19 protein-coding genes are annotated in these 21,810 nt (G+C 72.5%); 11 read left to right on the top strand and 8 right to left on the bottom strand.

What is annotated here, in order from left to right:
- Positions 1-74: 74 nt before the first annotated feature.
- From M6G08_RS31910 to M6G08_RS31885, 6 genes are all read left to right on the top strand, one after another.
- Positions 75-1,118: a sugar-binding transcriptional regulator gene (locus tag M6G08_RS31910; RefSeq protein ID WP_272590613.1), complete on the top strand. Its 1,044-nt coding sequence runs from the start codon at positions 75-77 to the stop codon at positions 1,116-1,118.
- Positions 1,119-1,168: 50 nt separating this feature from the next.
- The gene (locus M6G08_RS31905; protein WP_272590611.1) at positions 1,169-1,522 is read left to right on the top strand and encodes a barstar family protein; all 354 of its coding nucleotides are present in this window, start codon (positions 1,169-1,171) and stop codon (positions 1,520-1,522) included.
- Between the two features lie 108 nt (positions 1,523-1,630).
- Positions 1,631-3,073, top strand: a complete 1,443-nt coding sequence (locus M6G08_RS31900) for a GuaB1 family IMP dehydrogenase-related protein (protein ID WP_272590610.1) — start codon at positions 1,631-1,633, stop codon at positions 3,071-3,073.
- A 594-nt stretch (positions 3,074-3,667) separates the two neighbouring features.
- A complete protein-coding gene (locus tag M6G08_RS31895) occupies positions 3,668-5,152 on the top strand; it encodes an amino acid permease (RefSeq protein WP_272590608.1) in 1,485 nt (494 codons plus the stop codon).
- A gap of 10 nt (positions 5,153-5,162) precedes the next feature.
- Positions 5,163-5,615 carry an Lrp/AsnC family transcriptional regulator gene (locus M6G08_RS31890; protein WP_043375183.1) on the top strand — a complete coding sequence of 151 codons (453 nt, stop codon included), beginning with the start codon at positions 5,163-5,165 and terminating at the stop codon, positions 5,613-5,615.
- Positions 5,616-5,754: 139 nt separating this feature from the next.
- Positions 5,755-6,966, top strand: coding sequence for an MFS transporter (locus tag M6G08_RS31885; protein WP_272590607.1), 1,212 nt, complete (start codon positions 5,755-5,757; stop codon positions 6,964-6,966).
- On the opposite strand, the gene M6G08_RS31880 is transcribed toward M6G08_RS31885, so the two are convergent.
- Positions 6,935-7,480, bottom strand: a complete 546-nt coding sequence (locus M6G08_RS31880) for a Repetin (protein WP_272590606.1) — start codon at positions 7,478-7,480, stop codon at positions 6,935-6,937. The genes M6G08_RS31885 and M6G08_RS31880 overlap by 32 nt on opposite strands.
- A 330-nt stretch (positions 7,481-7,810) precedes the next feature.
- On the opposite strand from M6G08_RS31880, the gene M6G08_RS31875 reads away from it, so the two are divergent.
- Positions 7,811-8,608, top strand: a complete 798-nt coding sequence (locus tag M6G08_RS31875) for a carbon-nitrogen hydrolase family protein (protein ID WP_272590605.1) — start codon at positions 7,811-7,813, stop codon at positions 8,606-8,608.
- Positions 8,609-8,658: 50 nt separating this feature from the next.
- Positions 8,659-10,356, top strand: coding sequence for a flavin monoamine oxidase family protein (locus tag M6G08_RS31870; protein ID WP_272590604.1), 1,698 nt, complete (start codon positions 8,659-8,661; stop codon positions 10,354-10,356).
- A gap of 9 nt (positions 10,357-10,365) precedes the next feature.
- Here the strand turns inward: M6G08_RS31870 and M6G08_RS31865 are convergent, their stop codons facing one another.
- Complete coding sequence (locus M6G08_RS31865; protein WP_272590603.1) at positions 10,366-11,295, bottom strand: LLM class F420-dependent oxidoreductase; 930 nt, start codon at positions 11,293-11,295, stop codon at positions 10,366-10,368.
- Positions 11,296-11,392: 97 nt separating this feature from the next.
- The gene (locus M6G08_RS31860; RefSeq protein ID WP_272590602.1) at positions 11,393-12,088 is read right to left on the bottom strand and encodes a DUF5995 family protein; all 696 of its coding nucleotides are present in this window, start codon (positions 12,086-12,088) and stop codon (positions 11,393-11,395) included.
- 173 nt (positions 12,089-12,261) lie between these two features.
- Between M6G08_RS31860 and M6G08_RS31855 the strand changes: the two genes are divergently transcribed.
- Positions 12,262-13,398 (top strand): glycoside hydrolase family 6 protein, encoded by a 1,137-nt coding sequence (locus M6G08_RS31855; RefSeq protein WP_272591489.1) that lies wholly within the window; start codon positions 12,262-12,264, stop codon positions 13,396-13,398.
- Here the strand turns inward: M6G08_RS31855 and M6G08_RS31850 are convergent.
- Entirely contained in the window at positions 13,380-14,813 is a 1,434-nt protein-coding gene (locus M6G08_RS31850; protein WP_272590601.1) for a uracil-xanthine permease family protein, read from the bottom strand. The two genes, M6G08_RS31855 and M6G08_RS31850, sit on opposite strands and share 19 nt — an antisense overlap.
- A 176-nt stretch (positions 14,814-14,989) precedes the next feature.
- Between M6G08_RS31850 and M6G08_RS31845 the strand changes: the two genes are divergently transcribed.
- Positions 14,990-15,457: an acyl-CoA thioesterase gene (locus M6G08_RS31845; RefSeq protein ID WP_272590600.1), complete on the top strand. Its 468-nt coding sequence runs from the start codon at positions 14,990-14,992 to the stop codon at positions 15,455-15,457.
- Here M6G08_RS31845 and M6G08_RS31840 read toward each other — a convergent pair.
- Positions 15,417-16,628 (bottom strand): MFS transporter, encoded by a 1,212-nt coding sequence (locus M6G08_RS31840; protein ID WP_272590599.1) that lies wholly within the window; start codon positions 16,626-16,628, stop codon positions 15,417-15,419. The genes M6G08_RS31845 and M6G08_RS31840 overlap by 41 nt on opposite strands.
- A 165-nt stretch (positions 16,629-16,793) precedes the next feature.
- Between M6G08_RS31840 and M6G08_RS31835 the strand changes: the two genes are divergently transcribed.
- A complete protein-coding gene (locus M6G08_RS31835) occupies positions 16,794-17,993 on the top strand; it encodes an ROK family transcriptional regulator (protein ID WP_272590598.1) in 1,200 nt (399 codons plus the stop codon).
- A 62-nt stretch (positions 17,994-18,055) separates the two neighbouring features.
- Here M6G08_RS31835 and M6G08_RS31830 read toward each other — a convergent pair whose 3' ends face one another.
- The 3 genes from M6G08_RS31830 to M6G08_RS31820 all read right to left on the bottom strand — a co-directional run bounded on the left by M6G08_RS31830 (position 18,056) and on the right by M6G08_RS31820 (position 21,801).
- A complete protein-coding gene (locus M6G08_RS31830; RefSeq protein ID WP_272590597.1) occupies positions 18,056-18,505 on the bottom strand; it encodes a hypothetical protein in 450 nt (149 codons plus the stop codon).
- Positions 18,502-19,266 carry an SDR family oxidoreductase gene (locus M6G08_RS31825; RefSeq protein WP_272590596.1) on the bottom strand — a complete coding sequence of 255 codons (765 nt, stop codon included), beginning with the start codon at positions 19,264-19,266 and terminating at the stop codon, positions 18,502-18,504. The genes M6G08_RS31830 and M6G08_RS31825 overlap by 4 nt, the downstream gene beginning before the upstream one ends.
- Positions 19,267-19,425: 159 nt before the next feature.
- Entirely contained in the window at positions 19,426-21,801 is a 2,376-nt protein-coding gene (locus M6G08_RS31820; RefSeq protein WP_272590595.1) for a chitinase C-terminal domain-containing protein, read from the bottom strand.
- Positions 21,802-21,810 lie beyond the last annotated feature (9 nt).

Raw genomic sequence — 21,810 nt, 5'->3', positions numbered from 1 at the left:
ACAGAACGTGAACGGCTCCCATCAGGGCTGATCAAGCGCGCCGAATCTGCAAGGATGAACGGCGAATCCAGAGTGTGAACAGCAGTGAGGAGAACGCCGTGTCGGGTATGTCGGCGGGCCGTTCAGCCATGCGGATGGGACCCGCTGAGCTGGTCCAGGCGGCGGCCATGGCCCGCCGCTTCTACCTCGAGGGCAAGTCCAAGATCCAGATCGCGGAGGAGTTCGGCGTCAGCCGCTTCAAGGTGGCCCGGGTTCTCGAGACCGCCCTCGAGAGAGACCTAGTACGAATCGAGATCCGGGTGCCGGCCGAGCTGGACGCCGAGCGCTCGGACGCCCTGCGGGCCCGCTACGGCCTCAGGCACGCCGTGGTCGTGGAGTCCCCGGCCGACGCCGAGGAGACGCCCGACCCGGAGAACCTGGGCGAGGTGGCCGCCGACCTGCTCGGCGAGCTGGTCAACGAGGGCGATGTGCTCGGCCTGGCCTGGGGTCGGTCCACCATCCACATGGCGGCGGCGCTGGACCGGCTGCCGCCGTGCACCGTGGTGCAGCTGACGGGCGTGTACGACGCCGGGACCGCCGAGCGCGGCTCCGTCGAGGCCGTCCGCCGCGCCGCCCAGGTGTCGGGCGGCGACGCCCACCCCATCTACGCGCCGATGCTGCTCCCGGACGCGGCGACCGCGCAGGCGCTGCGGCACCAGACCGGGATCGCCCGGGCCTTCGAGTACTTCGACAAGGTCACGGTCGCCTGCGTCTCCATCGGTTCCTGGGAGCCGGGCATCTCGACGGTGCACGACATGCTCAGCGACGAGGAGCGCGCGCACTACGCCTCGCTCGGTGTCGCCGCCGAGATGTCCGCGCACCTCTTCGACGCGGAGGGGCGCCGGGTCGGGCGCGACCTGGGGGAGCGGTGCATCACGGTCAAGGCCGACCAGCTCCGCCGTATCCCCGAGGTCGTGGCGATCGCGGGCGGGCAGCGCAAGGCGGCGGCCATCGACGCGGTGCTGCGCTCCGGGCTGGTCACCAGCCTGGTGACGGACACGTCGGCCGCGGACTACCTGATGACGGCCGGTCCGACGCCCAAGTCGACCCTCAACAGGGCCGACCCGGACGGCATCTGACGGCCGGTCGGGACGAGCACGGAGGCGGGGGAGAGGGAGAGGCAGGGACGATGACCGAGGACCCCGCGGGGCGGCTCGTGGTCACGCTGGATCTCGACGGCGTCACGGACAAGGCGGGCCTGATGGACCGCTGCGCCCGCGACCTGGCGCTGCCCGACTGGTTCGGGCGGAACTGGGACGCGCTCGCCGACTCCCTCGCCGACCCCGCCGTCTGGCCCGAGGGAGCACGGGAGCAGGGGCTGGTGCTGGTCGTCCGGGGCTGGCGGGCGTACGCCGAGGAGCGGCCGGACGAGTGGGCGGTCGCCGAGGAGGTCTTCGCCGAGGCGACGGACCGGGGCCCCGGGCTCTTCGTCACCCTCGGACCTGGAGGTTCCTCCAAGGAGGCCGCTGACCAGCCTGGATGATCTGCCCGGGGATTACCGGCCACCCGGCATGGGAGAATGAAGTACGTGCTCTTTCCCCCTGGCTGACCTGTCCGGGGGCCACCTCTGATCGACTGGGATGTGCAGCACGTGCGTTTCCTCAATGACATCCAGCCCTCGTACGACCTGACGTACGACGACGTCTTCATGGTGCCGAGCCGCAGCGCCGTCGGCTCCCGGCAGGGCGTGGACCTCGGCTCCCCGGACGGCACGGGCACCACCATCCCGCTGGTCGTCGCCAACATGACCGCCATCGCGGGGCGCCGCATGGCCGAGACGGTGGCCCGGCGCGGCGGCCTCGTGGTCATCCCGCAGGACATCCCGATCGAGGTCGTCACCGACGTCGTCTCCTGGGTGAAGAGCCGCCACCTGGTCCTGGACACCCCCATCGTGCTGGCCCCGCACCAGACCGTCGCCGACGCGCTGTCCCTGCTGCCCAAGCGGGCGCACAACGCCGGTGTCGTCGTCGACGAGGACCACAAGCCGGTCGGCGTGGTCACCGACACCGACCTGACCGGCGTGGACCGCTTCACCCAGCTCGAAGAGGTCATGTCCAAGGACCTGCTCCTCATCGAGGCCGACATGGACCCGCGCGAGGCCTTCAACACCCTCGACGCCGCCAACCGCCGCTACGCGCCCGCCGTGGACGCGGACGGCCGCCTGGCCGGCATCCTCACCCGCAAGGGCGCCCTGCGCGCCACCCTCTACACCCCGGCCACCGACGCGAACGGCAGGCTGCGCATCGCCGCCGCCGTAGGCATCAACGGCGACGTGGCCGGCAAGGCCAAGCAGCTGCTCGACGCCGGCGTGGACACCCTCGTCATCGACACCGCGCACGGCCACCAGGAGTCGATGATCAGCGCGGTCAAGGTGGTGCGCGGCCTCGACCCGCGGGTCCCGATCGTCGCGGGCAACATCGTCTCCGCCCAGGGTGTGCGCGACCTGATCGAGGCGGGCGCCGACATCATCAAGGTCGGCGTCGGCCCCGGCGCCATGTGCACCACCCGCATGATGACCGGCGTCGGCCGGCCGCAGTTCTCCGCCGTGCTGGAGTGCGCCGCCGAGGCGAAGAAGTACGGCAAGCACGTGTGGGCCGACGGCGGCGTCCGCCACCCGCGCGACGTGGCCATGGCCCTCGCGGCCGGCGCGTCCAACGTGATGGTCGGCTCCTGGTTCGCCGGGACCTACGAGTCCCCGGGCGACCTCCAGCACGACGCCAACGGCCGCGCCTACAAGGAGTCCTTCGGCATGGCCTCCGCCCGCGCGGTGCGCAACCGCACCTCCGAGGAGTCGGCCTACGACCGGGCCCGCAAGGCGCTGTTCGAGGAGGGCATCTCCACCTCCCGCATGTTCCTCGACCCGACCCGCCCCGGCGTCGAGGACCTGATCGACTCGATCATCGCGGGCGTCCGCTCCTCCTGCACCTACGCCGGTGCCGGCTCCCTGGAGGAGTTCGCCGAGAAGGCCGTCGTCGGCGTCCAGAGCGCCGCCGGCTACGCCGAGGGCAAGCCGCTGCACGCCAGCTGGAGCTGACGCCGCGCACCCGCGCCGCACGGCCCCCGTTCCTCCCGCCGCCCGGGAAGGAACGGGGGCCGTTCCCTTTCCGGACGAGGCCGAGTCGCTGGCCGGGAGCGGCAGTCACGAGGAGGAGCTCGACCGCTCCCAGCGGCTCGGACTGCTCGCACCGAGCGACGTGGCGGCCCGCGAGGCCGCACACGGGCGCCGGCTCACCGTCCGGGCCGCCGGGGAAGGCGCACATGTGCGGGACCGAGGGGCAGGGAGGACCCCCGCGGACGGCGACTGCTCCCGGCCCGGCGGACGGCTGTGACCAGGCTCGATCCGTCTGCAGCCGGCTCGTGCGCAACGCTGCGTACCCTCCGCGCAACGAACACACGCACCGCCCCGGGCAACGCAACGATCGTGCGGAGATGCGCAAGGTTGCTGCATTACCGCCGCGGCGCACCCCTCGTAGTGTTCTGCGCTGTACGTGGCGTGGCGGGGACCCCGCTCGGTGGGTCTCCGTGCTTGTGCACGTGTGCCCGCCGCGTCCCCGCCGCTCCAGAGCCCGCCGCGAGCCCGTCCGCTCACACCGACGGGCCCGACCGGCAGCGACAAAGGAGTCAACGCGTGCTCGACCAAGGCGCACCCCCGCACCACGACACACCGGCCGGCCCCGCGTCCCCGGGCCTGGCCGCGCGCCTCATGCGCCGCAAGCCCGTGGAACGGCTGGTCGCCGAGGGCGGCCAGGGCGAGGGCGGCACGCTGCGCCGCTCCCTGGGCCTGTGGCAGCTCACGATGATCAGCATCGGCGCCACCCTCGGCACCGGCATCTTCGTCGTCCTCGGCGAGGCCGTCCCCAAGGCCGGCCCGGCGGTCACGCTGTCCTTCGTCATCGCCGGACTCACGGCGCTCTTCTCGGCCCTGTCCTACGCCGAACTGGCCGGCACCATCCCGGTCTCCGGCTCCTCCTACTCGTACGCGTACGCCACGATGGGCGAGCTGGTCGCCTGGGTCTGCGGCTGGTGCCTGGTCCTGGAGTACGGCGTGTCCGTCGCCGCCGTCGCCGTCGGCTGGGGCGAGTACCTCAACGAACTCCTCGACGGCACCATCGGCGTCACCATCCCGGCCGCCCTGTCCGCCCCGCCCGGCGACGGCGGCGTCTTCAACCTGCCCGCGCTGATCGTCGTGCTGCTCGCCATGACCTTCCTGCTGGGCGGCGCCCGCGAGTCCGCCCGCGCCAACACGATCATGGTCGTCGTGAAGATCGCCGCGCTGGTGCTGTTCTGCGCGATCGGCGTCCAGGGCTTCCGCTCCGGCAACTACGAGAACTTCATGCCGCTCGGCATGGCCGGCGTCAGCGCGGCCGGCGCCACGCTCTTCTTCTCGTACATCGGCTTCGACGCCGCCTCCACCGCCGGTGAGGAGGCCAAGAACGCCCAGCGCGACCTGCCCCGCGCGATCATGCTGTCCCTGGTCATCGTGACGGTGCTGTACGTCCTCGTCGCCGCCGTCGCCGTCGGCGCCCGCCCGTGGCGCACCTTCACCGACTCCGAGGCCTCCCTCGCCCAGATCATGACCGACGTCACCGGGCAGGAATTCTGGGGGACCCTGCTGGCCTTCTGCGCGGTGGTCGCCATCGCCAGCGTCGTCCTGACCGTGCTCTACGGCCAGACCCGCGTCCTGTTCGCCATGTCCCGCGACGGGCTGGTGCCCAAGGTGTTCTCCCGTGTCCACCCGAAGACCGGCGCGCCCCGCGCCAACACGCTGATCGTCTCCCTGTTCTGCGGCGTCCTGGCCGCCGCCATCCCGCTCGGGCAGCTCGCCGACGCCACCAGCATCGGCACCCTCTTCGCCTTCGCCCTGGTCAACGTGGCCGTCGTGGTGCTGCGCCGGACCCGCCCCGACATGCGCCGCACCTTCCGGGTGCCGCTGTCGCCGGTCCTGCCGGCCCTGGGCTTCGCCTTCTGCGTCTGGATGATGGGCAGCCTGTCCACCGTGACCTGGGTCGTGTTCGGTGTCTGGATGGCGGTCGGGCTCGTGATCTACTTCGGTTACGGCCACCGCCGCTCCCGGCTGGCCGCACCGGACACCGTGACACCAGAAGCGAAGTGAACCACCCGCAGTGCTGAACGATCTCGACGAACGCATCGTGCACGCCCTCGCCGAGGACGCCCGCCGCTCCTACGCGGACATCGGGCAGTCGGTCGGCCTGTCCGCGCCCGCCGTGAAACGGCGCGTGGACCGGTTGCGCGCCACCGGAGCCATCACCGGCTTCACCGTACGGGTCGACCCCGCCGCGCTCGGCTGGGAGACCGAGGGGTTCGTCGAGATCTTCTGCCGCCGCAACACCTCGCCGGAGACCATCCAGCGGGGTCTGGAGCGCTACCAGGAGGTCGTGGCCGCGTCCACCGTCACCGGGGACGCGGACGCGGTCGCCCAGGTCTTCGCCTCCGACATGCGCCACTTCGAACGGGTCCTGGAGCGGATCGCCGGGGAGCCGTTCGTGGAGCGGACCAAGTCGGTGCTGGTCCTGTCGCCGCTGCTGCGGCGCTACTCGTCGGGATCGCCCACGTAATCCCGAGACCGAGGCCGGGTCACCCGACTACCATCGGTGCCATGACCTGGCGACATTGATCCACCAGCCGCGCCTCCTCCCGAGGGCCGCCGCGGACGCCGTACCTCCGGTGTCCGATCCGCCCCCTCGGGAAGGCCTCATGACTCTCTCACCCGAGCGTGCCCCCACGACCGCCGGTGTCCGGCGGCTGACGCGCACGCTGTACGCATCCGCGTTCTGCGACGAGTTCGTCCTGCTCTACCCGGTGTACGCGCTGCTGTTCAGCGACACCGGTCTGTCCGTCTGGCAGATGTCGTCCCTGTTCGCCCTGTGGTCGCTGACCGGTGTCCTGCTGGAGGTGCCCTCCGGCGCCTGGGCCGACGCGGTCTCCCGGCGTCTGCTGCTCGTACTGGGCCCGCTGCTCACCGCCGCCGGCTTCGCCCTGTGGGTCCTCGTGCCCTCCTACGGCGCCTTCGCGCTCGGCTTCGTGCTGTGGGGCGCCGGGGGAGCGCTCGGCTCCGGGGCGCTGGAGGCACTGGTCTACGACGAGCTGGACCGGGCCGGCGCCGCCGACCGGTACGCCCGGGTCATGGGCCGGGCGCGGGCGATCGGCATCGCCGCGACGATGGCCGCGATGGGCCTGGCCGGCCCGGTCTTCGCCTGGGGCGGCTACGACGCGGTGGGCGCGGCGAGCGTGCTGGTCTGCCTGGCCGGGGCGGCCGTGGCGAGCCGGTTCCCCGAGCACCGCACACCCTCCGCCGACGGCGACCGCTGGACCGCGGCCCTGCGGGCCGGGCTCGCCGAGGTCCGCACCGACCGCTCCGTGCGCGGGGCGCTCCTGCTCGTCCCGGCCGTGACCGCGGTGTGGGGCGCGCTCGATGAGTACACGCCGCTGCTGGCCCACGACACCGGAGTGGCGCAGGAGACCGTTCCCTGGCTGCTACTGGTGATCTGGGCCGGCGCCACGGCCGGGAGCCTGCTGGCCGGCCCCGTCGAACGCCTGACCACCACCGGGTTCGCCGTCCTGTTGACCGGTTCCGCGCTGGCCCTGGCGGTCGGCGCCGCGGCGGGCACCCCGCCCGCCCTCGTCCTCGTCGCCCTGGCCTTCGGCGGCTTCCAGCTGGCGACCGTGCTGGCCGACGCCCGCCTCCAGCGGCGTATCGACGACACCGGACGGGCCACGCTGACCTCGGTCGCGGGCCTGGGCACCGAGCTGGGCACCCTCGCCACGTACGGCGCCTACGCGGCGGCCGCCTCGGTGACGGGGCACGGCACCGCGTTCGCCTGGGCCGCGGTGCCGTACCTGCTGACGGCGCTGCTGCTGGCCGCCGCCGCCCGGACTACAGCCGCGGCTGCCAGGGCACGACCGTGAAGTCGCCGGTCCCCTTCGCGACCTTCTCGAAGGGCGCCGACGACACGCACCGGGGCAGCTCCCCGCCCTCCGCGGGACTGCCCGTCGCGGCCCAGCTGTAGCCGAGCCGGTCGTGGTGCCCGCGGTCGTGGACGGTGACGCCGACCCGCTTGCCCTCGGCGCCGGGCAGGTCGGATTCGGTGATGACGCCGGAGACGACGGCCACGTCACCGCCGGTGATCAGACAGTCGACCTCGGCCTTGGCCCGGGCACCCCAGCCGTTCAGGTAGTGGCTGAACTCGAAGGTCCCGGTGGCCTTGAGCGGATCGTCGTTGTCCTTGGCCGCCAGGTGGGCGTCGAAGGTGAAGGTGATGTCGTCACCGGCCGACCGGTACAGCTTCGCGGTGCCGGTCAGCGCGGCGGCCTCCCGCGGGGGCTGCCCCTCGTGGGGTCCGGAGGCGACGGCCGCCCCCGAGGTGACGGCGGTCAGCAGCAGGGCGGCACAGAGCACGGCGGTCGTCGTACGGCGTTTCATGGCGGGTCCTCTCCCAAGGATCGAAGCCGGGCAACCGAACGGTCACCACTGTCCCGGCGCCGCGCCCGCACCACATCGCGCTCAGGGCGGGAGCGGCCTCCGCCGCGCGGCGGGGGAGGGGCGGACGGGGCCCCTTCTCGGGGATGACGGGAGGGGGGACGGGGGTGGCACGGGGGTGGCACGGGGGTGGCGCAACGAATCGCCGGGGGATGCCGGGCGCACGCAACGATCCGCTCACCGGCGCGCAACGTGTCCTTCTTGTCCGGCCGAGCGCGCCGACCGTACCGTCTATCTGGCCCCCGACCCCCTTCCCTCCGGTGAGGAACACGCATGCGCACCGCCCTGCTCCAGAGCTCCGGCCGGCCCGGCTCCGTCGCCGAGAACCTCAAGGTCCTCGACGAGGCCGCCGCCCGCGCCGCGGCCTCGGGTGCCGGGCTGCTGGTCACCTCGGAGCTGTTCCTGACCGGGTACGCGATCGGCGACGGCATCGCCGCCCTCGCCGAGCCCGCCGACGGGGACTCGGCCGACGCCGTCGCGGAGACCGCCGGGCGCCACGGCCTGGCCGTCGCCTACGGCTACCCCGAGCGGGACGGCGAGCGCGTCTTCAACTCCGTGCAGCTGATCGCCGCCGACGGTACCCGCCTGGCGAACTACCGCAAGACCCATCTCTTCGGCTGCTTCGAGCGCGACCACTTCACCCCCGGCGGACAGCCCGTCGTCCAGGCCGAGCTGAACGGTCTCACCGTCGGCCTGATGATCTGCTACGACGTGGAGTTCCCGGAGAACGTCCGCGCCCACGCCCTGGCCGGCACCGACCTGCTGCTGGTCCCGACCGCGCAGATGCACCCGTTCCAGTTCGTCGCCGAGTCGGTCGTGCCGGTGCGGGCCTTCGAGAACCAGATGTACGTCGCGTACGTCAACCGGACCGGGCCGGAGGGCGACTTCGAGTTCGTCGGGCTGTCCGTGCTCGCCGGCCCCGACGGGACGTCCCGGGCCCGCGCCGGACGCGGTGAGGAACTGCTCCTCGCCGACGCCGACCCTGCCTTCCTCGCCGCCTCCCGCGAGGCCAACCCGTACCTGAAGGACCGCCTTCCCGGTCTCTACGGGCCCCTCGTCCGCAACCGCTGAACCACCAGAAGCCCAGCCCCCCGCTCCACCCCGCAAGGAGTCCGTACCCCATGACGTCCACCGTGCCCAACGCGATCGAGCACGCAGACGAGCAGCAGCCGCCGATCACCATGTTCGGGCCGGACTTCCCGTACGCGTACGACGACTTCCTCGCCCACCCCGCCGGCCTCGGCCAGATACCCGCCGCCGAGCACGGCACCGAGGTCGCCGTGATCGGCGGCGGCCTGTCCGGCATCGTCGCCGCCTACGAACTGATGAAGATGGGCCTCAAGCCCGTCGTCTACGAGGCCGACAGGATCGGCGGCCGGCTGCGGACCGTCGGCTTCGACGGCTGCGACGAGTCGCTGACCGCCGAGATGGGCGCGATGCGCTTCCCGCCCTCCTCCACCGCGCTCCAGCACTACATCGACCTGGTCGGCCTGAAGACCAGCCCCTTCCCCAACCCGCTCGCCGAGGCCACGCCCTCCACGGTCGTCGACCTCAAGGGCGAGTCGCACTACGCCGAGACCCTCGACGATCTGCCGCAGGTCTACCGGGACGTCGCCGACGCCTGGGCGAAGTGCCTGGAGGAGGGTGCCGACTTCTCCGACATGAACCGCGCCCTGCGCGAGCGCGACGTGCCGCGCATCCGCGAGATCTGGGCCAGGCTCGTCGAGAAGCTCGACAACCAGACCTTCTACGGCTTCCTCTGCGACTCCGAGGCCTTCAAGTCCTTCCGGCACCGCGAGATCTTCGGCCAGGTCGGCTTCGGCACCGGCGGGTGGGACACCGACTTCCCCAACTCCATCCTGGAGATCCTCCGCGTCGTCTACACCGAGGCGGACGACCACCACCGCGGCATCGTCGGCGGCTCCCAGCAGCTCCCGCTGAGGATGTGGGAGCGGGAGCCGGAGAAGATCGTCCACTGGCCGTACGGCACCTCGCTGAAGTCCCTGCACACGGACGGCGAGCCGCGCCCGGCGGTGACCCGGCTGAACCGTACCGCCGGCAACCGGATCACCGTGACCGACGCCGACGGCGACATCCGCACGTACCAGGCGGCGATCTTCACCGCCCAGTCCTGGATGCTGCTCTCGAAGATCGCGTGCGACGACTCGCTCTTCCCGATCGACCACTGGACCGCGATCGAGCGCACCCACTACATGGAGAGCTCCAAGCTGTTCGTGCCCGTCGACCGGCCCTTCTGGCTGGACAAGGACGAGGAGACGGGCCGGGACGCCATGTCGATGACGCTCACCGACCGCATGACCCGCGGCACCTACCTCCTGGACGACGGCCCGGACAAGCCCGCCGTCATCTGCCTCTCCTACACCTGGTGCGACGACAGCCTGAAGTGGCTGCCGCTGTCCGCGAACGAGCGGATGGAGGTCATGCTGAAGTCGCTCGGCGAGATCTACCCGAAGGTCGACATCAGGAAGCACATCATCGGCAACCCGGTGACCGTCTCCTGGGAGAACGAGCCCTACTTCATGGGTGCGTTCAAGGCCAACCTCCCCGGCCACTACCGCTACCAGCGGCGCCTGTTCACGCACTTCATGCAGGAGGAGCTGCCCGAGGACAAGCGGGGCATCTTCCTCGCCGGCGACGACATCTCCTGGACGGCCGGCTGGGCCGAGGGAGCCGTCCAGACCGCGCTCAACGCGGTCTGGGGCGTCATGCACCACTTCGGCGGGCAGACCGACCCGACCAACCCCGGGCCGGGTGACGTGTACGACGAGATCGCGCCGGTCGAGCTGCCCGAGGACTAGCCGGCCGTTCTAGACCCCGGCCGCGCGGGCCTTCTCGTACACCTGGGCGGCCAGGTCCTTGAGCTCCTCGGCGTCCCGCGCCGAGCCCTGAAGGTCGATCAGGATCTCGTCGAGGCCGATCTCGGCGTGGGCGGCGAGGTCCTCGACGATCTGGTCGACGCTGCCGTGGAAGGGGCGGCGGCCGGTGCCCTCCTGGGCCGACGCCCGATACCGGGCGTTGACCCGCAGCACCGTGCGGATCGGTTCCGTACGGCCGCGTTCGTCGGCCAGGTCCCGCAGCCGCCGCCACTGCTCGGCCACGACCTCGACGCCGAGGCCGTTCGGCAGCCAGCCGTCGGCGTGGTCCACGAGCCGGCGCCGGGCCTTCCCGCTGCCCGCCGCCAGCAGCACCGGGATCGGCCGGGCGGGCTTGGGGCCGACCACGGCGGACGCGATCTTCGTGACGTGCCCGTCGTACACCACCGGGTCCGGGCCCCAGACCGCGCGGCACACCTCGATCAGCTCGTCCAGGGCCTGCCCGCGCTCGGCGAACGGCCGCACCGACGTCGCCGCGTACTCGTCGTGCGACCAGCCCGTGCCGAAACCGGCGATCACCCGGCCGCCGCTCGCCGCGTCCAGCGAGGCCAGCGCCTTGGCCAGCTGGAACGGCACGTGCAGCGGGGCGACCAGTACGCTGCTGCCCAGCTCCGCCCGTTCGGTGGCCGCGGCGGCGAGGGCCAGGGTGATCAGCGGGTCGGCCACGTTCCGGTAGGAGTCCGGCCAGGGCAGGCCCTCGATGCCGTACAGGCCCTGGGTGGCGGGCTCGGGGAACAGGGCGCGCTCGAAGACCCACAGGCTCTCGTAGCCCATCCCTTCCGCCGCGCGGGCCACGTCGGGGACGTCCTCGCCGAGGTCGTACTGCCGCATCTGGGGGAGGCCGAGTCCGAGCCGGGTCGCCATGTCCGATTGCTCCTTCGCCGTCGGGACGAGCTGCCAAAGGTGCAACGTACAACGACGGCACGGGTGTTCCTCAGGTGCGCGCCGGGAACGGGCCGGATCAGTCCGGCAGCGGGGTGAGCAGCATGCGGCCCGCGAAGCCGACCGCCGAGTCCAGGCGCTCGGTGAACTCCGCGGCGACGTCCGGCAGTCGGCGCAGCGCCCACAGCGCGCGGGCCGCCGCCCAGGTGGCGTCGCGGGCGCGCTCCAGGCTCCAGGAGCCGAACAGATGGGTCAGCGGGTCGGCGATCTGGAGGAGGTCGGGGCCCGGCATCAACTCCTCGCGGACGCGTTCCTCCAGCGACACGAGGAGATCGCCCACCCCGTCGAACTCGTCCTCCAGGTCGACGGGTTCGCAGCCGAGCGTACGACAGGTGTCCACCACGGCCAGTGCGAGGTCGTGCCCGATGTGGGCATTGATGCCCGACAGCGCGAACTGCAGCGGCCGTACGCCGGGATGGCGGCGGAACTGGAACAGGGGACGCCAGCAGGCGGGCGGACGGCGGCCGTCCTCCATCGCGTCGACGGCCGCCAGATAACGCTCCGCGAACCGCACGTCCAGCGCGATCGCCGACCGGGCGTCCGGGAAACGGCCTCCGTCGATGTGCCGGTCGACCGCCTCGGTGACGGTCAGGTAGACGCGGTTGAAGACCGCCACCCCGTCCCGCGGAGGCAGCGTCGTGTCGAGGATGCGCATCCGGGTCAGGACCGTGTCCACCGTCGAGGCCGCCATCGGGAGTTGCTCGCAGTGCGCCATGGCGGCAGGGTCGCAGCTTTAGGCTGACGGAAGTGCCGGCGGGCCCGACGCTTCCCCAGAACGGGGGAACGCGCCCGCCGTGCGGGGGAGGGGGAACCGTAGTGTCAGGCCTTCGTGCCCGGCGCCTGGCCGCTCGCAGGGCCGAGCGCAGGCGTGCCGCCCGCCGCAGCGCGATGGTCGCGGCGGCGTCCGTCGTCGTCGTGGTCGGCACCGCGACCGGCATGCTCTCCGCGCTCGGCGACGACGACGGCGGCGGCACCGACGAGGCCCGGCCGACGGTCACGCGGTCGCCGCGGCTGCACTCGCTGCCCCTGTCGCCGTCCCCGTCCCCGTCGGCGATGCCGTCGGTCTCCGCCTCGCCCTCCGCCTCCGCCCCGGCGAAGAGGGCGAGTCCCGAGCCGTCACCGAGGAAGACCTCCGAGAAGAAGCCCCGGGCGACCCCGGCCGCCACCCGGCTCTACCGGCACCCGGAGTCGCAGATCCTCTCCTGGGTCCGGGCCAACCCCGACGACCCGCGCCAGGACGTGATCCGGTCGCGGATCGCCGACCACCCGGCCGCCGTGTGGTTCGCCGACTACACGCCCTCGAACATCACCTCCCGGGTCCGGGCCGTGACGTCGGGCGCCGCCGCCGAGGGCCGGGTGCCCGTGGTCGTGCCGTACGCGATACCCGGCCGTGACTGCGGCGGCCACTCCCAGGGCGGCGCGCCCGGCCTCGACGCCTACGACGACTGGATCGACCTCTTCGCCGCCGGGCTCGGCTCCGGCGAGGTCGTCGTCGTCCTGGAGCCCGACTCGGTGGCCCAGGCCGATTGCCTGACCGCCGGGGAGCGTGCCGACCGCTTCGCCTCCCTGGCCCGCGCCGGCCGGGTACTCAAGGACGCGAACCCCAACGCCCGCGTGTACTACGACGCGGGTCACTCCGGCTGGCACGCGCCCGCCAAGCAGGCGGGCTGGCTGAAGGAGGCCGGCGCCGCCTCGGCAGCCTCGTCCGACGGCATCTTCAGCAACGTCTCCAACTTCCACACCACCGCCGACGAGGTAGCCCACAACCGCGCGGTCCTCGACGCCCTCGGCGGCCCGGCGAGCCTCGGCGCCGTCATCGACACCAGCCGCAACGGCAACGGCGCCCCGCCCGACGGTGAGTGGTGCGACCCGGCCGGCCGCAGGATCGGCCGCACACCGACCCTGAGCACCGGCATGGGACGCATCGACGCCTACCTGTGGGTGAAGCTGCCGGGGGAGTCGGACGGCTGCAAGGGCAGGCCGGGCACCTTCACGCCGTCCTACGCCTACGACTTGGCGCGCTGAGTCCCGCCGCCCGGCCCCTCGCCGGGCCCGCCGCCGTCCGTGGCCTGCTCGTCGTACGACGACGTGCCCTCGTCGAGCAGCGGTTGCTGCGTCTTGAGGTGGGCCGGGGCGAAGGCGCGCAGCGCGTGGTAGCCGGTGATGACGACGAGGGTGCCGAGCGCGATGCCGCTGAGCGAGAAGTTGTCGGTGAACTCCATGCTGACGTTGCCGACGCCGATGATGATGCCCGCGGCGGCCGGCACCAGGTTCAGCGGGTTGCGCAGGTCCACGTTCGCGTTGATCCAGATCTGCGCGCCGAGCAGGCCGATCATGCCGTACAGGATGACGGTGATGCCGCCCAGCACGCCGCCGGGGATCGCGGCGACGACCGCGCCGAACTTCGGGCAGATGCCGAAGAGGAGGGCGAAGCAGGCGGCGGCCCAGTAGGCGGCCGTCGAGTAGACCCGGGTCGCGGCCATCACGCCGATGTTCTCGGAGTACGTGGTGTTGGGCGGGCCGCCGACCGCGGTGGACAGCATCGAGCCGACGCCGTCCGCGGAGATCGCGGTGCCCAGCTTGTCGTCGAGCGGGTCCCCGGTCATCTCGCCGACCGCCTTGACGTGACCGGCGTTCTCCGCGACCAGTGCGATGACGACCGGCAGGGCGACCAGGATCGCCGACCACTCGAAGCTCGGCCCGTGGAACGACGGCAGGCCGATCCAGTCGGCCTGCCCCACGGCGGAGAAGTCGAGGCGCCAGTGGTCGGTGACCTTGCCGCTGCCGTCCACCGAGTGGATCCTGCCGAAGATTTGGTCCAGGGCCCAGGAGAGCACGTAGCCGAAGACCAGCCCCAGGAAGATCGCGATCCGGGACCAGAAACCGCGCAGGCAGACCACGGCCAGACCGGTGAACAGCATCACCAGCAGCGCCGTCCACTGGTCCTGCGGCCAGTAGGTGGACGCGGTGACCGGCGCCAGGTTGAAACCGATCAGCATCACCACCGCGCCGGTGACGATCGGCGGCATCGCGGCGTGGATGATCCGCGCCCCGAAGCGCTGCACTGCGAGCCCCACCAGGAACAGCGCCGCACCGACTACCAGCACGGCGCCGGTCACCGTGGCGCTCGTGCCGCCCTGGGCCCGGATGACCGCGGCGACACCGACGAAGGAGAGCGAGCAGCCGAGGTAGCTGGGGACCCGGCCGCGGGTGGCGAGCAGGAAGATGGCGGTCGCCACGCCCGACATCATGATCGCGAGGTTGGGGTCCAGGCCCATCAGGACCGGGGCCACGAAGGACGCCCCGAACATGGCCACCACGTGCTGGGCGCCGAGCCCGAACGTGCGAGGCCACGAGAGCCGTTCGTCGGGGCGGACCACCGCTCCGGGGGCGGGGACCTTCCCGTCCCCGTGCAGCTTCCAGCGCACGCCGAGGTCCATGGTGAGGTTTCGCTTTCTCTGTACGTGATGACTGTCCGGACCATTGTCGGGGGTGCCCGGCCGTGCGGTTGACCTGCACCCTTCCCGACGGGTGTACTGAGCGTCCGCTTAGGATGGCGGTGTTCGCCCGTACGCCGGCACCACCGCGTACGCCACGCACCACCCAGGAGCCCGTCGTGACCGCCGAAGCGCCCGCCGCACCCGCCCTGCCCGCCGTGCCGTACGGCCGCCTCCTCCCCGTCACCGTCCACTTCGACGACCTCGACGCGCTCGGTCTGCTGCACAATGCCCGCTACCCCGTGATGGTCGAGCGTGCCTGGGCCGAGCTGTGGACGGAGCACGGCTTCCGCTTCGAGGGCGACTGGGCGGCGGCCGGCGACGCCTGCAACGCGGTCAAGGAACTGACGATCACCTACGAGGCGCCGGTCACCCGGCCGGGTGCCTACGCCGTCCACCTCTGGCTGGACCGGCTCGGCACGACCGGGCTGACCTACGGCTTCCGCTTCTGCTCGCCGGACGGCGCCACCACGTACGCCCGCGGCACCCGGGTGCTGGTCCGGCTGGATTCCGAAACCCTGCGCCCGGCGCCGTGGAGCGACACCTTCAGGAGTGCCGGTCGGGCACTGCTGCGCTCGACGGACTGATCTTCGGCCGGTCCCGGTCCCCGGCGCGCAGCACCTTCGCGAACGCCACCAGGCAGCAGGCCAGCGCGGTCACCAGGCCGAACGACACCACCAGGCTGGTCGCCTGCGCGAGGCCGCCGATCGCGCTCGGGGCGACCAGGCCCGAGGTGTACGTGATGGTGGCGACGCCCGCGATGGCCAGGCTCGGGTTGGAGCCGGCCCGGCCGGCCGCCGCGAAGCACAGCGGGACGACCACGGCGATGCCGAGCCCCATCAGCGCGAAGCCGGTCATCGCCACCGCCGGATGGCCGCCGACGACGACGAGCAGGCCGCCGAGAGAGGCCAGCACCCCGCTCACGCGCACCGTGCGCACCGCGCCGAAACGGTCCACCACCTTGTCGCCGGCGAATCGGGCCACGGCCATCGTGAGCGTGAAGCCCGTCGTGCACGCCGCCGCCAGTCCGGCCGACGTCTCCAGCTCGTCCCGCAGGTAGACCGCCGACCAGTCCAGGCTGGCGCCCTCCGCGAACACCGCGCAGAACCCGACCGCGCCGATCAGCACGGCCGACCGGGGCGGCAGCGCGAACCGCGGCGGCGGGGCCTCGTCCTCGGCGGGCTGGAGGTCCAGCACCCAGGTGCAGGCGACCAGACCCGCCACGGTCAGCACGGCGGCGGCCAGGACGTGGTGCAGTCGGGCGTCCGCGCCCAGGTGGGCGGCGAGGGTGCCGGCCGCCGAGCCGATCAGGGCGCCGGCGCTCCACATGCCGTGCAGGCCGGACATGATCGACTTGTCCAGCCGGTTCTCGATCTCGACGCCGAGCGCGTTCATCGCCACGTCCGACATGCCCGCCGTGGCCCCGTAGACGAACAGGGCGAGGCACAGGGTGAGCAGGTTCGGGGCCAGGGAGGGCAGCACCAGCGCCAGCGTCCACAGGGCCAGCAGGCCGCGCAGGGCGGTGCGGGCGCCGAAGCGGTGACTGACGCTGCCGGCCAGTGGCATGGCGACCGACGCGCCGAGCGCCGGGAAGGCGAGCGCCAGACCCAACTGGCCCGCGCTCACGCCGGCGTGGTCCTGGATCCACGGCACCCGGGTGGCGAACGAACCGGTGACCGCGCCGTGCACGGCGAACACGGCCGCCACGGCGTACCGTGCGCGCCTCACCTGGCCTTGCTCGTAGACCACTGCGCTCATTCTCGGCCCCTCCGTCCGGTCCGCACCGGCTCGCCTCCCTGCCGCACCGCTCGCTGCCGCATGCGCCGGGTAAACTATCAGGAACCCTTCCTGATGGATAGGGGGTTAATGGATAGGGGATCATCGGCGTGGGCCGCCGCGCCGCCGATCTGGAAGGATCCCGGCATGCCCGCATCACCGAGCACCGCCCGGGCCATCAACGACCGGTTCGCCCTGCGCCTGCTGCAGCGGGAGGGCCCGTTGACGGCAGGGCAGTTGAAGCAGCTGACCGGCCTGTCCCGGCCCACCGTGGCCGACCTCGTCGAACGCCTCATCGCCTCCGGCCTCATCGAGGTGGCCGGGGAGTCGGGGGAGCAGCGCCGCGGCCCCAACGCCAAGCTGTACGGCATCGTGGCCGGCCGCGCGTACCTCGCCGCCCTCGACGTGCGCACCGAGGGCGTCGCCGTACTGGTGTCGGACCTGCTCGGCCGGGTGCTCGCCGAGGCGTCCGTGCCGATCGGCGACGGCACCGGGACGGGCCCCGCCGTGGAGCAGGCGGTGAGCCTGGTCGAGCGGGCGGCGAAGGAGGCCGGCGCCGACCGGCTGCACACCGTAGGCATCGGAGCTCCCGGTCTGATCGACCCGGTCGGCGGCGAACTCCGGGACTCCACGGGATTGCCCGAGTGGCACCGTCGGCTGACGGCGGCCTTGCAGGAGAAGTTCCCCGAGGCGCGGGTCGGTGTCGAGAACGAGACCAACCTCGCCGCCCTGGCCGAACAGCGCGACGGCGCCGCCCGGGACCGCGACACCTTCGTCCTGCTCTGGCTCGGCCTCGGCATCGGCGCGGCCGTCGTCCTCGACGGCACCCTGCGCCGGGGCGTCTCCGGGGGCGCGGGCGAGATCGGCTTCATGCCGGTGCCGGGCACCGCCGGCCTGCCGTCGGCCACCGACTGCGACGGCGGCTTCCACTCCGTGGCGGGAGCGGCGGCGGTCTCCGCCCTCGCGGCGGAGCACGGCATGACGGCACGGCCCGCCGGGCCCGAGCCGCACGCCGCCGCGCTGGTCCGGGAGGCGGTGCACCGGTCGGCGTCCGGGGACGCCCCCGCCGCCGGGCGCTTCCTCGACGCGCTCGCGGACCGCATCGCCCTGGGCGCCGCCGCCGTGGTCTCCGTCCTCGACCCCGGCTGCCTGGTCCTTGCCGGGGAGATCGGCCGGGCGGGCGCCGACGCCCTCGCCGACCGCGTCCAGCACCGCCTCGCCCGGATGTCCCCGCTGGCCACGGAGGTGCGGCCCAGTGCCCTGGGCGGTGGCGCGGTACTGCGGGGCGCCCTGCTCACCGCTCGCGACCGTGCCCAGGACGACCTCTTCGGCCCATCGGACCGGTAGCCTGCGGCGCTTCGTGCGGGGACATCCTGCGGTCGGCCCTCCGCAGGGTGGGCAGGGGCAGCTCAGGGGGTGGTGCGGCGTCGGGCGGGCCGTCGTTGCGCGGGCTCCGGCTCCCGGAACGCCGTGCCGTTCGCCGCCAGCCACACCAGAACCGCCGGGAGCAGCACGGCCGCTCCCAGCAGGACCATGAAGCCCGCGGCGCTCGCCGCCGACAGGGGCTCCAGGTGCCGGGCGTGGTAGAGCAGGTGGGCCACGGCGGAGACCAGGTACGCCACCAGGGCCGTCAGCACCAGGCGGCGTTCCATCGCCGCCACAGCCGCGCAGAGCACCACGGCGAGCGCGAGGCTCGCCCCGCCGAAGTCCCGGAGCAGATGCTCGTTGTAGGGCGGCAGGTGCGACACCCACGGCCACTTCCAGAACAGCTCGGGCAGCAGCACGATCCACAGCCCCAGCACCACCTGGCCGCCCGCGAGCAGCCCAAGTCCCGCCCGCAGCCACGCCCGTCCGCTCATCCGCGCCGCCCGCCCTCCCCGCCGCCGAACCGCCCCGCCAGGTACTCCTCGAACGTGCCCCTGCCGACCGCGTGTCCGGGCGCGAGGTGCCCGCCCGCGCGGAACGCTCGGTAAGTCTTCCCCGCGAGCGGCACGTTCACCACGGCCCGTCGGCGTCCCGTCGCGCCCAGATAGGCACGGGCCAGCGACTCGAAGGTGCGCACCTCGGGACCGCCCACGTCCGGCACCCTCCCGGCGGGCGCGCCCACGGCCAGTGCGGCGAGCCGGTCCGCGACCTCCGCCACCTCCACCGGCTGGTCGCAGGCATGAGCCGGCAGCACCACGACCGGCAGCCTGGCCAGCGCCTGGAGCACCTGTACCACCAGGTCGTGGAACTGTGTCGCCCGCAGCACCGTCCACCCGAGACCCGACTCCGCCACCAGCTTCTCGACGGCGAGCTTCGACCGGTAGTAGCCGAGTGGCACCCGATCGACGCCGACGATCGAGATGTAGACCAGGTGGGCCACCCCGGCCCGCCGCGCCGCCGCGATCAGGTTCGCCGCCGACCGCTCGTCCCCGCCGCGCTGCGTGGTAGCACAGTGCACGACCGTGTCGGCACCGGCGAGCGCCGCGTCCAGACCGCTGCCGCCCTCGCGCAGGTCGACGGCGTACGGCCGGCTGTGCCTGCTGAGCACCCGCACCTCGTGCCCGCCGGCCCGCAGCCGTTCGACGACGAGCCGGCCGAGCGTGCCGGTGCCGCCGGTCACCAGGATCGTGGTCATGCTGATCAGCCCCTGTCGGAAGTGGCGTGCGGTGCGCGGATCACACCGTCGCGCAACTCCACGCAGAACGCACCCCGCCAGGGCTCGGCAGGGCGCGTTGGGGGGACCCGGCGGCGGGCAAGGGCCTTCGTCACCGCCGCCGGGCCCGTTCGGGCGGGGTCAGCAGGCGCCGAGGTCCTGCCAGACCCCCCATTCACCGGTGGTTCCGGGCTCCTCGCCCTTCGTCCACCACTTGGACTTCCAGGTGTGCCCCTGGTGGGAGACGGTGGTGCCACCGCCGTACGACGCGGCCGCGTCCCAGGCCGGGGCGGCGCACTGCCCGGTGCCGCCCGTCGGGCTCGGGCTCGGGCCCGGGGACTCGGATCCCGTGGGCGTCGGCGTGGGGGTCGGCGTCTGCGTCCCCGGGTCAACCACGGTCGTGCCCCGTGCCAGGTCGCCGGCCAGGGCGTACGCCTTGCCGCCGATCGTCACGGTCCAGTTCGACGGGGTCGACACGGGCAGGTAGTAGTTGAACGACAGGTCGACGGTCGCGCCCGGCGCCAGCGACTGCCACGCCGGCAGCTTCAGCGACACCCGGTGGAAGTCGCCCTTCAGGCCGCCCACGTTGTCGCCCGTGTGGTCGCTGCTGACGACCTTGGTGCCGAACCCGGACTGGTCGGAGGCGTTCCCGGGGGCCGAGGTCGCATAGTCGAACCGGAACTCGGTGCCGCCCGGCAGCGCGGTCTTCGTGTGGTTCGTGATCCGCAGCTTGGGCGTGATCGGGTAGTTGGAGTCGCCCAGCTTGAAGTCCGTGAACTCCACCTCCACGTTCACGGCCTCGGTCGGCAGGTCCGCGTTCGACTTCTTCGCACCGTACGGCGCGGCCGACCTGAACGTGTCGTACATCAGCGAGGTGAGGGTGTCGCCCATCCCGTACTGGCCCTTGGCGGCGTTCCAGTCGTAGTCGCCGGCCAGTTCCCAGATCATCGCGCCGCCGATGCCGCGGTCCACCACGTAGTCGGCCTTGGCCCCGACCGACTGCTCGTCCTCGGTGGAGAGGAAGACCTTCTTCTCGGCGTTCCACAGCCAGGGCGCGACCAGCGTCGAGTCGTACTTGCGGGCGTAGGTGCCCGTCAGCTTCGTGTCCGCCGGGAAGCCGTAGTCGGTGACGTAGTCGCCGACGATGCCCTTCTCCAGGTTCTTGGCGTGCCACATCGGGTTGGAGCCCGCCGGGGACTCCTTGCCGTTGGTGTCGAGGTCGTGCCAGAGGTTGTCGATGCCGACGGCGCCGTCACCGCACTTGGTCAGGCCGGAGCCCGCCGGACAGGAGGAGGCGGACGCCTTGCCCCACAGACCGTCGGTCCCGCCCTGGACGTTCTTGTGACCGCGGGTGTAGTAGGGCAGGCCGATGTTGATGCGGCCGGCCGGCATGGAGCCGCGGAAGTAGTGGTAGGCCCAGTCGGTGTTGAGGTAGCCGACGCCGCCGTACTGGGCGCTGCCGTAGACGCCCGCGGCGGCCAGCTCGGAGTCCTTGCCGTCGTCGAAGAGGGAGGCGTTCGGGCCGACGTGCTCGTTCCAGGCGCCGTGCAGGTCGTAGGACATGATGTTGACGTAGTCCAGGTACTTCTGGACCTGGAAGGTCTCCATGCCGCGCAGCAGGTAACCGGAGGACGGCGCGGCGACGGAGAGGAGGTAGTGCCTGCCGTCCGCGGCGCCCGCGCGGTCGAGCTTCTCGCGCAGTGTCTTCATCAGGGCCGCGTAGCCCTTGACCAGCCCGGCACGGCGGCCGTTGGCGAAGGACCAGTCGAGCGGGTTGCCCGCGTCCTTCATCGTCGTCGGGTATTCGTAGTCGATGTCGACGCCGTTGAAGCCGTACTCGCGCACGAAGTCGACCGCGGAGTCCGCGAAGGTGTCGATGCCGGCCTGGTTGACCGAGCCGTCGGCGTTGGTGGCCATCGAGTAGAAGCCGCCCGAGTCCACGCGTGTGCCGTCGTCCGCGAAGTAGCCGCCCGTCTCCGCCCAGCCGCCCACCGAGATCATCGTCTTGACGTCCGGGTGCTGCTTCTTGAACTTGTTCAGCAGGTTGAAGTGGCCCTTGTAGGGGAGGTCCGGGTCCATCTCGGCGCCCGCGACGCCGGGCCACGTCAGCCCTGTAGCGGGGTTGGTCGCGCCGGCCGAGCCCACGGAGAGCTTGTTGCCGCCGTCCACGTGCGCGAAGGCGTAGTTGATGTGGGTGACCTTGTCCCAGGGGATGTCCGAGGCCAGGTAGGCCGGCTTGCCGTCCTTGCCGGTGCGCCAGCTCGTGAAGTAGCCGATCACCCGGCGCGGGTGGTCGGCGCCCATCTTCTCCCGGCCCGCGGTGTCGTAGACCGAGCAGTAGGGGACGTCGACGCCCGGGGTCTGGTAGAGCCCGTCGGGACGACAGGATTCCTGGTCGGCGGCTTGCGACGCGGTCGCCGGGAGGCCGGCGAGCACCAGGCCCGCGACGGCGGCGGCCGCCGCGAACAGGGCCGGTCTCGCTCCGCGGCCGGTTCTGGAGCGTGAGGGGGAAGGCACAGTCGGTTC

This window comes from Streptomyces sp. M92 (assembly GCF_028473745.1).
Lineage (GTDB): Bacteria > Actinomycetota > Actinomycetes > Streptomycetales > Streptomycetaceae > Streptomyces.
This window is presented reverse-complemented; position numbering and strand designations above follow the sequence as displayed.